The sequence below is a fragment of the Maribacter sedimenticola genome (assembly GCF_900188415.1).
Lineage (GTDB): Bacteria > Bacteroidota > Bacteroidia > Flavobacteriales > Flavobacteriaceae > Maribacter > Maribacter sedimenticola.
The window spans coordinates 853,805-867,998 of sequence record NZ_FZNV01000002.1 but is presented as its reverse complement, the minus strand read 5'-3'; the positions used below and the strand labels follow the sequence as shown (position 1 = coordinate 867,998).

Genomic DNA, 14,194 nt, shown 5'->3' with positions numbered 1-14,194 from the left:
GTATTGATTACAAGGGTCTTAAATAAGTAAGTCTTTAGTCCTCTATGGGAGCAGTAGGTTTTTTGTTTTTTTTCATTCTTAGGTCAAAAAACTCGACCATAAGTGAAAAGGCAATTGAAAAATAAAGGTAGCCTTTGGGTATGGTGCCAACTTCGTTGCCAAATACAATTAAATGACTTAAATGAGCAGATTCGGCAATAAGCATGAAACCGATCAAGATTAAAAATGAAAGGCCTAGTATTTGAATGGAAGGATGCCTGTTTACAAACTCTCCAACAGGGTTGGCAAAAAGCATCATTATAATAACCGAGATGACCACAGCAACGACCATTAAGACCAGTGCATCATTAGGGTTGGGAGAAATACCGTTGGTCATACCTATTGCGGTTAAAATAGAATCAAATGAAAAAACGATATTAATGACGGTAATCTGCATAATAGCGTTGGTCAAGGATGTGGACCTAGCCTTTTTTACTTCACGTTCGTCATGTCCTTTATCTTCTACTTTTTCGTGTATTTCCTTGGTGCTTTTGTATAATAGAAACAATCCTCCAAGAAATAAAATGATTCCTTGCCCACTTATGCCACCGGTTATCCATTCACTGTCAAAAACCCAAAAAGGCTTTTTCATTGAAGTTAACAGGGATATACCGAACAGAAGGACAATACGCATTACCATAGCCAATACCAATCCTAAATTGGTCGCTTTCTTACGCTGTGCGGGTTCAAGTTTACCTGCTGCAATGGAAATAAAAATGATGTTATCGATCCCTAATACAATTTCTAAAAATGTTAAGGTAAGCAATGCGATCCACGCATCTGGATTGGTGAAAATTTCGAACATGGTTAGTTGGTTTTATATGCGGTTCCTGTTTTTACGATCAACTCCTTATTAGGGTCCTTGACGGCACTTTTATACTGGAAAGTGTAGGTAGAATCAGTAGTGCTAATTATTTTGTATTGAATGGCATTTTTACTGTTAATATCTTGAAGAACAAATTCACAGTCATTGTACCATCTTACGGTAGCACTGTCTATTTGATCTTCATAATAGTCTACGCTATACTTTTCATCCCTTATAAATTTCCCCTCTTTTTCAAGCCCGTTAATTTCATAGGTAAACGTAAACGTGCCTGTTTTATAAGCTTTACAATTTCGTTCAGGTTCATAGCAGGAAGTAAGGGTAGCGCAAATTCCTATAGCAATAAAAAAATTTTTAATCATGATGTAAAAATAGGGAAAATAGCGCGTTGGAATTAAAAAAAAATGTGCACTTACTTCTCGCTGTAGGTTTTAAATGTGCCGTCTTTATAAAAAATGATTATACGATCAATGAGACCTTTTTCATTTGCTTGGGTTGTGGGGGCGAGCGTTTGTGCAGCAGTATGTGGTTCAATTTGTTCTTGTGAAGAAGTGGGGAAAGTGCCTTTACCATATAAAAGCCATGGCAAGGCTACTTCTGGAAATGCCTCGTGAATTTTCATCACAAATTCTAGACTAGGTTTATTTCTACCGCTCAATAAATGTGATATGCTGCTACGCTGAACATGTATTGCATCTGCAAATGCTGCAGCGGACAAATTATAATACTCCAGTAGTGCTTTTGTTCTTTTAATAAATGAAGCGGAATCCAGCATGTTTACAAAATTAAGTTTTATGTTATATTTTTAATGTTAAATATTATAAATTAGGTATTTTTTTAGAAAATATATTTGAATTATTAATTCATATAATCAAATATATAATATTGATTTATAGTGGATTAAGTGTTAATTTTAATATTTTCAATTATTTTGTTGTCATTTGTGTATTTTGACCCTTATTTAGTAGGATGAAATTGTTTACAATTGTAAACTTAAGCTGTAGTATTTTTGTGGTTTATTAATAATTTATGGCACTAGTAGATAAAGAGTACAATTTGTTTTATGTATCTGAAATTAAAGGAAGGTATGTTCATTATGACCTTATTAATTCTTTTCTAAATGAGTTACCCAATACTTTTAAAAATGAAGTGATCGGTAAATCCGTTCGTGGTGAGGAGGTAAGGAGTATTACTTTTGGTCAAGGGCCAAATAAAATTTTAATGTGGTCACAAATGCACGGCAATGAATCAACCACAACAAAAGCCGTTCTGGATTTACTTCGTTACTTGGAACACAATGATGAACTGAAGCGAACATGTACTTTAAGAATAATTCCCATACTTAATCCAGATGGAGCTAGGGATTATACCCGGGTAAATGCAAATGGTATAGATCTTAATAGAGATGCCCAAGACCTCTCACAACCGGAAAGTATTATTTTAAAGCAACAGTTTGATTCTTTTTCACCTAATTTTTGTTTTAACCTACATGACCAACGCACCATCTTTAATGTTGGTGATACCAACAAACCAGCAACAGTTTCTTTTCTAGCACCAGCTTTTGACGAAGAACGAAACAATTCCCCTTCTAGGGCGCGCAGCATGCAGTTGATAGCTGCCATGAACGAAACGTTACATGGATTAATTCCCGGTCAAATAGGAAGATATGATGATGGCTTTAATGCTAATTGTGTAGGAGATGCATTTCAAATGAAAGGAATACCGACCATTTTATTCGAAGCCGGTCACTATCCCGATGATTACTCCAGGGAGCATACCCGTATGTATATTTTCAATGCCTTGTTAAAAGCGATAGCTACAATTGCCGACAATACTTTAGATCATTATAAGGTTGATGAATATTTGGCCATACCTGAAAATAGTAAACAATTTGTAGATATATTAATATACAATTACCCATCAGGTAAACTAAAAGGGCCCGGTATTGAAAATGGAATAGCCGTACAGTATAAGGAGGTTTTAGAAAACGCACAGCTTTTGTTTAAGCCAGAACTTCATGAGTTTGAAAAAATTCCCCAAGTAGTTTTTGGGCATAAAATGATTGATTTTTCTAATGATAAGGACCTAAATTGGCTGAAAAAGCATGGCATATTAAAACTACTTAATTGATATTCATTATCTTATTTCTTTGAAAAAGTAAAATTGTTTACATTTTCATTAAAAAAAATAGAGTTTTGATGCATTTAATGTGATAATTAATTATTTTTGGCAAAAAAAATATTACAATGGGCAAAGTCAAATTAGACGAAATAGACCACCAGATTCTGGATATGTTAATTGATAACACCAGAACTCCTTTTACTGATATTGCAAAAAAACTTTTGATTTCTGCGGGTACGGTACATGTTAGGGTTAAGAAAATGGAAGAGGCAGGAATCATTAAAGGTTCTTCCCTTACATTGGATTATGTGAAACTAGGATATGCATTTATTGCATATGTTGGTATTTTCTTGGAAAAAACGCATCAGACTAAATTTGTACTAGAACGATTGAACCAAATACCAAATGTGACCATTGCTCACATTACTACGGGCAAATTCAATATATTTTGTAAAATAAGGGCGAAAGATACCACGCATGCCAAGAACATTATTTTCAAAATTGACGATATTGATGGTATAAGTAGAACGGAAACTATGATTTCATTAGAGGAAAGCTTTAATGATAAGAAACGTTTGATGCATACTATTTTTAACGAATTATAATTTGGTTAATACCAATTTGTAAAAGCTCAATTGTTCTATAATTGAGCTTTTTTATTTTATTGAGTGTTTAATTAAGTACCGGAATTATGAGAATTTCAGACCTTCAGGAAAACGAGTTTAATTACTTTTATGCCACTTATCTTAGAACGTTGGACGAGGAAGATGATCTATTAATGGCATTAATACAAGGTAGAGAATGGTTTCAGTCATTTGTGGAGCGGATTTCCGCAGAACAACTGGCTTTCAAATATGGAGAAGGTAAATGGACCATAGCAGAAGTGCTTGTTCATTTGGTGGATACGGAACGTGTATTTCAATACCGTGCCTTTAGAATTTCCAGAAATGACAAGACTCCATTGCCTGGTTTTGAACAGGATGATTATGTCTTGGAAAGTGAAAGCGATCAACTGTCCAAAGAAGATATCTTAAATGATTTCCTTGCTGTACGTGATGCCTCTATTAATTTGTTCAAGAATATGAGCCGTAATAAGCTACAGCAAATTGGTACGGCAAGTGGAATGCCTTGGTCCGTTGCCGCTTTAGGACTAGCCATTAGCGGGCACCAGAAACATCATGAACATATTTTACGAGACCGCTATTTGGTCGTTTAATTTAGTTCAAGGTCCATTTCAGATTCGGAGCCTTTTTCAAAGTTTAAGTAAAGGGCTTTAGTCAAATCGTCTGATTGCATAACTTCTTCGGCCGTTTTGCTTTCCAGCTCCTTATCAATATTCTCTTCAAAATTGGCAATAAAGTTAGAAAGGCTTTTACTGATCTTTACCAAGTACAAAGTATCCTCTGTTTTTAATTCTACGGCTTCCACGTAATCCCCATTAATGTTCTTAAAGGTTATGATATCGTCATCACCATATCCATAAGGATATTTTTCTATAAGGAGTGTGGCTAATTTGTGGTCTAATTTCCTGTGGTCAATAAGTCGTCTGGTCATAACTAGTTTAGGTTTAGAAGGTTGTGGTTATCTTTATTCTAAACTAGTCATTAAAACGATTAACGGCCTTAAAGAGTTGTGAAAGTACGGTTTTTGGTATATGAAGTTTTTATTCCTTGTAGTAAGCAAATGCTTGTTTGAACAATTCTACGGGAATTTCAATATCAGCAACGGGTTCACCAATTTTTTTAAGAAGTACAAAATTTACTTTTCCATGAGAATTTTTCTTATCGTACTTCATGAGTTTCAATAGATTATCAATATCCTCGTTAGAAAATTCAATTTTTGTATAGCGCTCTAAAAATGTGGTTTTTATATCATCCATTGATGATAGCTCAAGGCCAAGTAATTTGTGGGATAAAAAGGCTTCTAAAATCATACCAATGGCAATGGCCTCACCATGTAAAAGCATTTCTTTGGTATCATGGCTCAATAAATAAGATTCGATAGCATGGCCAAGTGTGTGCCCATAGTTAAGGATTTTACGAATATGCTGTTCCGTTGGGTCCTGTAGAACTACTTTATTCTTTATTTCAATAGAAGTTAATATATGGTCTTTCATTTCTTTAAGACCGTTGACCGTTTTTAGCGTATCCCAATACAGAGGGTCTTGTATAAGCCCATGTTTTAACATTTCGGCAAATCCGCTTTGTACCTGTCTTTCTTCCAATGTATCAAGAAAATCAGGAATTACCAGTACCATGACCGGTTGATTGATGACCCCTATTTGATTTTTAAGGTTGCCCAGGTCTATTCCGGTCTTTCCGCCCACAGAAGCGTCAACCATGGATAATAGGGTAGTGGGTACATTAATAAAATCTATTCCTCTCTTAAATGTAGACGCAATGAACCCGCCCATGTCCGTGAGTACACCACCTCCCAAATTGATCAAGACACTTTTGCGATCGGCGCCCAGCTCTGATAAAGCTTCCCAAACACCAATACAGGTATCGATATTCTTATTCGTTTCCCCAGATTCTATTTCAATAATCTCAAAATTATGCTCACCGTTTATTTCTGCCATAAAACTTGGCAAGCAGAGTTCATGGGTGTTTTCATCGACCAGAATAAAAACAGTAGAATATTTTTTTTCTGATAAGTGGGCATTTAATGCCTTAAAGGCACCCTCGTTAAAATGTACCGCGTAAGAATCTGAAATGATTGAATCCATCAATAAATATGGCTTAATTTATTAGCTATTTATACGCAAAATAAAGGTAATTTTTAGTCTTAGGATTATAAAATCTGTGATTATCTTTGAAAGCTGTAGAAAACTTAATAAATGGACCAGATATTTGAAAATACTGCAACAGCATTTGCGTTAAAGTCAGATTCAGAATTAGAACGAGCCTATTTTCTTTTTAAGATGATTTCAAACGAACCTCTCGTAAAATTAGGTTCGGTAATTACCAATTTTGCATTTAAGGCAAACTTACCTGTAGAAAGTTTGATAAGGGCCACTGTATTTGACCATTTTTGTGGTGGGGTCAATGAGCGCGACTGCCTTCCGGTCGTTGATCGTATGTGGGAAAAAGGGGTATGCTCCGTATTGGATTATTCGGTCGAAGGCAAAGAGGAGGAAGACCCTTTTGATACGGCTACGGAAATTATTTTGACAATTTTGGATTTTGTCAAGGAAAAGGAAGCTATTCCGTTTGCAGTATTTAAACCAACAGGATTTGGACGTTTTGCGCTGTATCAAAAAATAAGCGAAAAGAAAACATTGACTTCCGATGAAAAAGCAGAATGGCAGCGGGTAGTCAATAGATTCGACAAGGTCTGTAAAAAAGCACACGATTTGGAAGTTTCCTTGCTGATCGATGGTGAGGAAAGTTGGATGCAGGATGCTGCAGATGATTTGGCCGAGGATATGATGCGTAAATACAATAAAAAGAAAAGAATAGTATTCAACACGTTGCAAACCTATAGATGGGATCGTTTGCCGTATTTAAAAGAATTGAAGAAGAGAGCGGAAGAGGAAGGCTTTTTTGTAGGGATGAAAGTTGTTCGTGGTGCCTATATGGAAAAGGAAAACGAGCGAGCCAAGGAAAATGGTTATCCTTCGCCTATTTGTAAAAGTAAGTCAGAAACGGACGATAATTTCAATGATACCATTGCATATATGATCGATAATTTGGAGACTCTTTCCATTTTTGCAGGTACCCATAACGAGGAAAGTTGTTATAGATTGATGGAGTTAATGCAGCAAAAGGGAATTGACAAAAATAATGAGCATATATGGTTTGGTCAATTATACGGAATGAGTGATCATATTTCTTACAATTTGGCTGCCAATGGATATAACGTTGCCAAATATTTACCATTTGGCCCTGTTCGTGATGTTATGCCTTATTTGATAAGAAGGGCCGATGAAAATACATCTGTTGCCGGACAGACCAGTAGGGAACTGACATTATTGAAAAAAGAGCGTAAACGTCGTAAAATGTAATTTACTGGGCCGCTACCTTTTGTATAGTGGCCCTTTCCCTACAGTTTTGAACGGTAAAAATATAGTTGCTCTGTTTACGTTCAGCCTCAATAACATATGTCTTACAGGGAACGGACTCGGTGTCACTTTTACTGAAATCTACATCCCCTTCGGTCAAAATATAGGTAACGTCCGTTGAGTCTAATTGGTATTCCTTAAGTTTTTGCAAGGCTTCATCACTATAATACATTGATTTTGAGCGTATATCCTTTAACGTCCTGCAGTTTGGTAAATAGCAAAAGTAAACGCCTGTCTCATCAGATTTCTTCTTTAAAAACATGGTTAGGAATACTATGCCAATGGACATACCCACTAAATAAAAACCCAATCGTTTTAAAAAATCCATGCTAGCTTATCATTATTTGATCTAATGACCGCGAAATTATGTCTTTTTAAAGGATAGGAAAAATAAAGTGTTGGTTAATCTAAAAAATTAGGAAGTTAATATCGCTGTATTGAAGGTCAAACCATTCACCTACCGATTTATTGGTCAGGATACCGTGATACATATAAAGGCCGTTGCGCAGTCCTTTGTCAAATCGTAACGAATTTTCAAGTCCGCCATCTTCACCTATTTTTAACAAATAAGGTGTAAATATATTACTTATACTTACAGATGCTGTTTTTGGATATCTAGATGGTATATTGGGTACGCCATAATGAATGACCCCAAATTTTTCCTTTGTGGGTTTGTTGTGCGTAGTAATCTCGCTTGTTTCAAAACAACCACCGGTATCTATACTTACGTCAATGATTACAGCCCCTTTTTTCATGTGTTCCACCATAGTACTGGATACTACGACCGGTGACCTATCCTTGCCACGTGTTGCGCCAATGGCTACATCACACCTTTTTAAGGCCTTCAACAAATTTTTTGGCTGTATGGTAGAAGTGTAAACGGTTTGTTTAAGATTGGTCTGTATATTTCTAAGCTTGGTAATAGAATTGTCAAAAACCTTAACATTGGCACCGATTCCTATGGCCGATCGTGCCGCAAATTCGCCAACGGTACCAGCACCTATAATTACTACTTCAACAGGAGGTACGCCACTTATATTCCCAAACATTAAACCGTTGCCCTTGTTATTTGCCGCCATTAATTCCGCCGCGATCAATACCGAAGAAATTCCTGCAATTTCACTTAGTGAACGTACGGCAGGGTATTTGCCTTCTTCATCACGAATATATTCAAATGCAATTGCCGTAATTCTCTTACGGGCAAGTTCTTCAAAATAGGCCTTGTACTGTGTCTTTATCTGTAAGGCAGAAATAATTACCGTCTGTGGATTTATATGGCTTATTTCAGATAAGGTAGGCGGTTCAACCTTTAATATTAAAGGACAGGCAAATACCTTTTTAGTGTCTCTGGTGATTTCGCCTCCCGCTTTGGTATAATCCAAATCAGAGTAATGCGCTCCTTCACCTGCTCCTGACTCTATTAAAACACGATGGCCGTTAGACGTTATTGCATTAACGGCGTCCGGGGTTAGGCAAATACGTTTTTCATGATTTTGATTTTCCTTGGGAATACCAATAAACAATTCTCCTTTTTGTCTATATACTTCTAACGTTTCTTCTTGTGGAAGTAATTGTTGTTTACTAAATGGGGAAGCGGGTTGGTTCATAAGAAAAATGTACGTTGTTCAAATCTAAGACCTGAAACTCAAATGTACAATTTTTAAGATAATCTATATAGGGATTATATCACGTGAGATAACCTAGAATTTAAAATTCAACCATCCTTGTAAACGGTCCTGAATTCCTTTTAGGAAAGTTTCAATACTGTTCGTTGAAAGTTTGGTGTTTACTTTATCGGCCAAAGACATAGTGCTTTCATCCTCTTTCTCAACAGTATTATCAACACTAGTATTTTGGTCTTCAACTTGAAACCCTTTTTTCTTTAATTCTTCCAGTTCTGCGTCCATGGCCTCTAGATCTATACCGTGCACATGCTTGTCATATAATTTAATCCTAATGAAATACACAAAGGGAATAGTTACCATACAAACTGGAATTATCCACCAGATATTGTCCGTATCAATTTGCAAATCAGAATCAAAAATTAATTCAAATAATTGAAATGCATACATCGCAATTGGAATAATGATAATATGATACCACCAATCCCTAGAAGTTAAAAACCAAAAAATAAATAGATATAAGGGGACAATCTTTGAAGTCAAAAACCAAACATAAAATGAGGCATCTTGAAACCCATTATCTTCTATAGTAAACCATAAAAAAGAAATGCTGCCATCAGCATTTAATGGTAGATATTCGTAGGTCTTATAAATAAATGGGGCGATTGCAATAAAAAACACTAAAATAGATTCTAGAAAAATCTTTTTTTTTGCTTCTTTCTTTTTTGTTACCATTAGTAATTTAATTACTAATTTCTAACGGTAGATATAATTAAATATTATAAAAAAGGGCAATAAATATTGCCCTTTTTATTCCTAACCTTTTTTCTAAAGATTAAATCTTTTTGGTGCAATGTCTTTTGTCAATATTTGCTTGTTGGTTATCAAGGCTGATAACTGGAGCGCTCATTGCTAATAGAAATACACCTAATGCCAAGGAGGCAAGAAAAGTCCTTTTGTTTTTCATTTTCAAGGGGTTTTTGGTTAAACAAGAATTAGTTCTCCTTACAAACGTAAGAAATAATGTACTACAATGAAGTATTTGAACGTTAAAATTATGCATTTTAACGGAAAAAATATACATTTTAACGAATTCCGTGCTGTTCATCGATTAAACACAATAAAAATCGATGTAAAACGATGTAGGAAATTTTATTTGTTCACTGAAAATACACCAAGTTAAGGATTCAGTCTATACCATTTTGGTTACACCAACGTAAGTTTTCTAGTTTTTTGGTCTAAAATCTCTATTTTGAGGGTGTGCATATTTTCGGGTGTTAAATTGGGTATTTTTTCTGGCCACTCCATAAATATCCATGCGTTGGACTGTAAATAGTCATCCAGTCCCATATCGAGTGCTTCAGTTTCATCTTTTAAACGGTAAAAGTCAAAATGATAAGCTAATAGTTCTCCATTATCTAATTGGTACTCGTTCACTAAACCAAAAGTAGGACTGCTCACATTGTCCGTACTGCCCAATTCTCTGACCAAAGCTTTGATCAATGTAGTTTTTCCAGCGCCCATGGGAGCATAAAAGGCCAATATTTTAGTATCCACATATTCAAGTATGGTCCTAGCAATGGAAGGTAGGTCCTGCTCCGTATAAATAAGTTCCATGTATTTAAATCTATTTAGGTTCCAAAACTACAAAAGGAATTATCATTTCTTCCAACGAAACTCCACCATGTTGATACGTGTTTCTATAATAGCTAACATAATGGTTGTAGTTGTTAGGGTAGGCAAAGAAATAATCATTTTTGGCAAAAATATATGAACTACTCATATTAATGCTGGGCAAGAAAATGGATTTTGGGTCTTTGGCAGCTAAAACATCATTTTTTTCATACGTAAGGCTTCTGCCTGTCTTATACCTTAAATTGGCACTGGTATCACGGTCACCCACCACTTTGGAAGGTGATTTTACATTAATGGTGCCATGATCTGTTGTAATGATCAGTTTTAAACCTAAGGTTTGGGCCTGTTGTATGATTTCAAGCATTGGGGAATTCTTGAACCAACTTTTGGTAAGCGATCGGTAAGATTTGTCGTTAGATGCCAATTCCTTGATCACTTCCATTTCTGTTTTGGCGTGGGAGAGCATATCCACGAAATTATATACAATGACCGTTAAGTCATTATCCTTTTGTGATTTAAAGTTTTGACTTAAATGCTTTCCTTGCTTAAGGCTACTGATCTTATGGTATTCCCACTTTAGATCTAGGCCGTTTCGTTTTAACTGTTCCCCTAAAAACTTATCCTCAAATAAGTTTTTGCCGCCGTCATCAGTATCGTTTTTCCACCAATCCGGATATTTTTTTTCCATATCCAATGGGGTGAGTCCAGAAAATATAGCGTTTCTGGCATATTGCGTGGCCGTGGGCAAAATGCTATAGTATGAATCCTCTCTTTTCTTTTTATAGAAGGAATTGACCGTATCTTCAAAAGCGTACCATTGGTCATAACGCAGATTATCAACTACGATTACCAAAGTTTTCTGATCTTTGATTTCGGGTATGATCCACTCCTTAAAAACAGTATGCGACATTACTGGTGCATCGGCATCGGTAAACCAGTCCGTATAGTTGCGGTCTACGAATTTTCCAAATTGTTGATTAGCCTCTATTTTTTGGGATTCCAAAATCTCAAACATGCCGCTATCCTCAATTTCTTCTAACTGTAATTCCCAATAAATTAGTTTCTTATATAAATCTGCCCATTCTTGGTATGAGTTCACCATAGAAAGGTCCATGGCAATCTTTCTAAATTCTTGTTGATAATTGCTAGTGGTTTTCTCGGAAATTAATCTAGAATGGTCTAAATTTTTTTTGAGGGAAAGTAATATTTGATTTGGGTTTACGGGCTTAATCAAGTAATCCGCTATTTTGGAACCAATAGCTTCTTCCATTATAAATTCTTCCTCACTTTTTGTAATCATTACTACGGGCAGGGCATTATCAATGACCTTGATTTCGGAAAGGGTCTCCAATCCGGAAATTCCTGGCATATTTTCATCTAAAAAAACAATATCTACCCTTGTTTCTGCCAATTCCTCTAACGCCTCCTGTCCACTTTGGCAGGTAAGTACTTCATAATTCTTGGCTTCTAAAAAAAGGATATGGGGTTTAAGTAGATCAATTTCATCATCTACCCACAATATTTTTATTTTGTTCATTCAATTATTATTTGACGATTATCAAATTCTATGCTGATGCTTTTGTATAACTTTGAACTGTTAATTTCAGAAAAGACATACCTATCTTGAAAACATCGAACAAACTGAAAATCTTTAATGATCCAATTTACGGATTTATTAGAATTCCAAATACACGCATATTTGACCTGATTGCTGAACCCTATTTTCAACGACTTCGCAGAATTTCACAAGTTGGCCTTTCGTATCTGGTTTATCCAGGGGCGCACCATACACGTTTTCATCATGCCTTGGGTTGTATGTATCTTATGCAAAAATCTATTCAAGTGCTTCGTTTTAAGGGAGTTGAAATAAATAATAAAGAGGAAAACGGTTTATTGGAGGCTATACTTTTACATGATATTGGGCATGGTCCTTTTTCCCATGCCATGGAACATAGTATTGTTGAAGGGGTAAGCCATGAGTTTATTTCGCTACAATTCATGAAAGAACTCAATGACCGATTTAACGGAAGTTTAACGGAAGCCATTTCTATATTTACCGGAAAACATCCTAAAAAGTTTTTAAATCAGTTGGTTTCCAGTCAGTTGGATATGGATCGGTTGGATTATCTTAAGCGGGACAGTTTTTATACCGGTGTGGCAGAGGGTAATACCAATGCAGAACGATTGATTACCATGCTTAACGTTGTGGACGGTAATTTGGTCGTTGAGGAAAAAGGTACCTATTCCGTAGAAAAATTTTTAATGGCCAGGCGTTTCATGTATTGGCAGGTTTATTTGCACAAAACAGGTGTTGCTGCAGAGCAGATCTTAATCAATATCCTAAAAAGGGCTCGTTTTCTTTTAAATAAAGGTCAAGAATTGCACTGTTCACAACCTTTACTTTATTTCCTGACGCATGCGATAAATAAGGATAATTTTAATACTAAGACCTTGAACACTTTTGCCAAATTGGATGATATCGATATTCTTTCTGCTTTAAAGGAGTGGCAGCATCATAAGGATTTTGTACTCTCATCACTTTGTGAAATGATCATAGATAGAAAATTGTTGCATATAAAACTTAAGAAAGAACCTATAAGCAATCGTAAATTCAGTATAAAATTCAATAAAATAAAGGAGAAATATAAATTGACCGATGAGGAAACCTCCTATTTTGTTTTTAAGGGGGAACTAACTAATAAAGCTTACGATAGGGAGTATCAAAACATTAATATTCTTAGAAAAAATGGCAAAATTACCGATGTTGCCAAACTCTCCGATCATCTAAATCTCAACGCACTTTCCAAAACGGTCACCAAATATTATATCTGCTACCCCAAAGTGGCAGTTTAACTATTTTTGTTACTTTTACGCCCATGAAATTTACAGCCGGTCAAATTGCGGGTATTTTAGAAGGAGAAGTACATGGAAATCCAGATATTACCGTGTACAAACTTGCAAAAATTGAGGATGGGGAAGATGGATCTCTTACCTTTTTGGCTAATCCTAAATACACTTCTTTTATATATAAGACCAAGGCATCAATTACTATTGTAAATAAGAATTTTGTTCCAGAACAGGATATTACTACCACTTTAATCAAGGTAGATGATGCTTATAAATCCTTTTCAAAATTATTGGAATACTACAATCAGGTCAAAAACAACAAGTTGGGAATAGAAGCCCCGATCTTTAAGTCAGATTCCGCAACATACGGACTGGATATTTATTTGGGTGCCTTTAGTTATTTGGGCAACAATGTTCGTTTGGGCGATAATGTAAAGGTTTATCCTAATGTATATATTGGCGATAATGTTACCGTTGGGAACAATGTAACCATTTTTGCTGGTGCCAAAATATATTCAGAAACAGTTATCGGAGACAATTGTGTCGTTCATAGCGGAGTAATCTTAGGAGCCGATGGTTTTGGATTTACCCCAAATGAATCTGGTGAATTTACCAAAGTTCCGCAGACCGGGAACGTAATATTGGAAAGTAATGTAGACGTTGGTGCGGGTACTACCATTGATCGTGCCACTCTGGGTTCTACTATATTGAGGAAAGGGGTAAAGCTAGACAATCAAATACAGATCGCCCATAACGTAGAAATTGGTGAACATACCGTAATTGCGGCCCAAACGGGTATTGCGGGATCTACAAAAATTGGGAAACATTGTATGATCGGTGGCCAAGTAGGTATTGTAGGCCATATTGTCATTGGAGATTATGTTAAGATACAGGCTCAGTCCGGTATAGGAAGAAACGTTAAGGATCATGAGGTATTACAGGGTTCGCCAGCTTTAAATTATGGCGATTATAATAAATCCTATGTGCATTTTAAGAACTTACCAAAAATAATAAGTAGAATCGACACTTTAGAAAAGAAAGACTGAC

General features: G+C 35.7%; 16 protein-coding genes. 6 read left to right on the top strand and 10 right to left on the bottom strand.

Features of this window, described 5'->3' with window-relative positions; genetic code table 11:
* Positions 1–34: 34 nt before the first annotated feature.
* From CHB68_RS08950 to CHB68_RS08940, 3 genes are read right to left on the bottom strand one after another with little or no spacing between them, the layout of a single operon-like run.
* Positions 35–844, bottom strand: coding sequence for a TerC family protein (locus tag CHB68_RS08950; protein ID WP_089260488.1), 810 nt, complete (start codon positions 842–844; stop codon positions 35–37).
* Between the two features lie 2 nt (positions 845–846).
* Positions 847–1,224 carry a hypothetical protein gene (locus CHB68_RS08945; protein ID WP_089260487.1) on the bottom strand — a complete coding sequence of 126 codons (378 nt, stop codon included), beginning with the start codon at positions 1,222–1,224 and terminating at the stop codon, positions 847–849.
* A 50-nt stretch (positions 1,225–1,274) separates the two neighbouring features.
* Positions 1,275–1,637, bottom strand: a complete 363-nt coding sequence (locus CHB68_RS08940) for a helix-turn-helix domain-containing protein (RefSeq protein WP_089260486.1) — start codon at positions 1,635–1,637, stop codon at positions 1,275–1,277.
* A gap of 254 nt (positions 1,638–1,891) precedes the next feature.
* Between CHB68_RS08940 and CHB68_RS08935 the strand changes: the two genes are divergently transcribed.
* The 3 genes from CHB68_RS08935 to CHB68_RS08925 all read left to right on the top strand — a co-directional run bounded on the left by CHB68_RS08935 (position 1,892) and on the right by CHB68_RS08925 (position 4,199).
* Positions 1,892–2,992: a M14 family zinc carboxypeptidase gene (locus CHB68_RS08935; RefSeq protein ID WP_089260485.1), complete on the top strand. Its 1,101-nt coding sequence runs from the start codon at positions 1,892–1,894 to the stop codon at positions 2,990–2,992.
* Between the two features lie 116 nt (positions 2,993–3,108).
* Entirely contained in the window at positions 3,109–3,588 is a 480-nt protein-coding gene (locus CHB68_RS08930; protein WP_027066901.1) for an Lrp/AsnC family transcriptional regulator, read from the top strand.
* Positions 3,589–3,674: 86 nt separating this feature from the next.
* Positions 3,675–4,199, top strand: coding sequence for a DinB family protein (locus CHB68_RS08925; protein ID WP_089260484.1), 525 nt, complete (start codon positions 3,675–3,677; stop codon positions 4,197–4,199).
* Here CHB68_RS08925 and CHB68_RS08920 read toward each other — a convergent pair.
* Entirely contained in the window at positions 4,196–4,537 is a 342-nt protein-coding gene (locus CHB68_RS08920) for a hypothetical protein (protein WP_089260483.1), read from the bottom strand. The genes CHB68_RS08925 and CHB68_RS08920 overlap by 4 nt on opposite strands.
* 109 nt (positions 4,538–4,646) lie before the next feature.
* A complete protein-coding gene (gene aroB, locus CHB68_RS08915; protein WP_089260482.1) occupies positions 4,647–5,708 on the bottom strand; it encodes a 3-dehydroquinate synthase in 1,062 nt (353 codons plus the stop codon).
* A 111-nt stretch (positions 5,709–5,819) separates the two neighbouring features.
* Here aroB and CHB68_RS08910 point away from each other — a divergent pair, with 111 nt between their 5' ends.
* On the top strand, positions 5,820–6,986 hold the full coding sequence (locus CHB68_RS08910; protein ID WP_089260481.1) for a proline dehydrogenase family protein: 1,167 nt from the start codon (positions 5,820–5,822) through the stop codon (positions 6,984–6,986).
* 1 nt (position 6,987) lies between these two features.
* On the opposite strand, the gene CHB68_RS08905 is transcribed toward CHB68_RS08910, so the two are convergent.
* The 5 genes from CHB68_RS08905 to porX form a co-directional block, all read right to left on the bottom strand.
* Positions 6,988–7,371 (bottom strand): DUF4258 domain-containing protein, encoded by a 384-nt coding sequence (locus CHB68_RS08905; protein WP_089260480.1) that lies wholly within the window; start codon positions 7,369–7,371, stop codon positions 6,988–6,990.
* A 79-nt stretch (positions 7,372–7,450) separates the two neighbouring features.
* Positions 7,451–8,650, bottom strand: coding sequence for an alanine dehydrogenase (locus CHB68_RS08900; protein ID WP_089260479.1), 1,200 nt, complete (start codon positions 8,648–8,650; stop codon positions 7,451–7,453).
* A 93-nt stretch (positions 8,651–8,743) separates the two neighbouring features.
* On the bottom strand, positions 8,744–9,400 hold the full coding sequence (locus CHB68_RS08895) for a hypothetical protein (protein WP_089260478.1): 657 nt from the start codon (positions 9,398–9,400) through the stop codon (positions 8,744–8,746).
* A 471-nt stretch (positions 9,401–9,871) separates the two neighbouring features.
* Complete coding sequence (gene tsaE, locus CHB68_RS08885; RefSeq protein WP_089260476.1) at positions 9,872–10,282, bottom strand: tRNA (adenosine(37)-N6)-threonylcarbamoyltransferase complex ATPase subunit type 1 TsaE; 411 nt, start codon at positions 10,280–10,282, stop codon at positions 9,872–9,874.
* Positions 10,283–10,292: 10 nt separating this feature from the next.
* A complete protein-coding gene (gene porX / locus CHB68_RS08880) occupies positions 10,293–11,837 on the bottom strand; it encodes a T9SS response regulator signal transducer PorX (RefSeq protein ID WP_089260475.1) in 1,545 nt (514 codons plus the stop codon).
* Positions 11,838–11,923: 86 nt separating this feature from the next.
* Between porX and CHB68_RS08875 the strand changes: the two genes are divergently transcribed.
* Complete coding sequence (locus CHB68_RS08875) at positions 11,924–13,153, top strand: HD domain-containing protein (protein WP_089260474.1); 1,230 nt, start codon at positions 11,924–11,926, stop codon at positions 13,151–13,153.
* A 23-nt stretch (positions 13,154–13,176) separates the two neighbouring features.
* Positions 13,177–14,193, top strand: a complete 1,017-nt coding sequence (lpxD, locus tag CHB68_RS08870; RefSeq protein ID WP_089260473.1) for a UDP-3-O-(3-hydroxymyristoyl)glucosamine N-acyltransferase — start codon at positions 13,177–13,179, stop codon at positions 14,191–14,193.
* Position 14,194: the final 1 nt, after the last annotated feature.

Bases quoted from the DNA above. Each gene is read 5' to 3' on its own strand.
- CHB68_RS08920 (WP_089260483.1), bottom strand. From the start codon at position 4,537: ATGACCAGACGACTTATTGACCACAGGAAATTAGACCACAAATTAGCC.
- lpxD (WP_089260473.1), top strand. From the start codon at position 13,177: ATGAAATTTACAGCCGGTCAAATTGCGGGTATTTTAGAAGGAGAAGTA.
- aroB (WP_089260482.1), bottom strand. From the start codon at position 5,708: ATGGATTCAATCATTTCAGATTCTTACGCGGTACATTTTAACGAGGGT.
- CHB68_RS08935 (WP_089260485.1), top strand. From the start codon at position 1,892: ATGGCACTAGTAGATAAAGAGTACAATTTGTTTTATGTATCTGAAATT.
- CHB68_RS08900 (WP_089260479.1), bottom strand. From the start codon at position 8,650: ATGAACCAACCCGCTTCCCCATTTAGTAAACAACAATTACTTCCACAA.
- CHB68_RS08940 (WP_089260486.1), bottom strand. From the start codon at position 1,637: ATGCTGGATTCCGCTTCATTTATTAAAAGAACAAAAGCACTACTGGAG.
- CHB68_RS08905 (WP_089260480.1), bottom strand. From the start codon at position 7,371: ATGGATTTTTTAAAACGATTGGGTTTTTATTTAGTGGGTATGTCCATT.
- CHB68_RS08910 (WP_089260481.1), top strand. From the start codon at position 5,820: ATGGACCAGATATTTGAAAATACTGCAACAGCATTTGCGTTAAAGTCA.
- CHB68_RS08925 (WP_089260484.1), top strand. From the start codon at position 3,675: ATGAGAATTTCAGACCTTCAGGAAAACGAGTTTAATTACTTTTATGCC.
- CHB68_RS08895 (WP_089260478.1), bottom strand. From the start codon at position 9,400: ATGGTAACAAAAAAGAAAGAAGCAAAAAAAAAGATTTTTCTAGAATCT.
- porX (WP_089260475.1), bottom strand. From the start codon at position 11,837: ATGAACAAAATAAAAATATTGTGGGTAGATGATGAAATTGATCTACTT.
- CHB68_RS08930 (WP_027066901.1), top strand. From the start codon at position 3,109: ATGGGCAAAGTCAAATTAGACGAAATAGACCACCAGATTCTGGATATG.
- tsaE (WP_089260476.1), bottom strand. From the start codon at position 10,282: ATGGAACTTATTTATACGGAGCAGGACCTACCTTCCATTGCTAGGACC.
- CHB68_RS08945 (WP_089260487.1), bottom strand. From the start codon at position 1,224: ATGATTAAAAATTTTTTTATTGCTATAGGAATTTGCGCTACCCTTACT.
- CHB68_RS08950 (WP_089260488.1), bottom strand. From the start codon at position 844: ATGTTCGAAATTTTCACCAATCCAGATGCGTGGATCGCATTGCTTACC.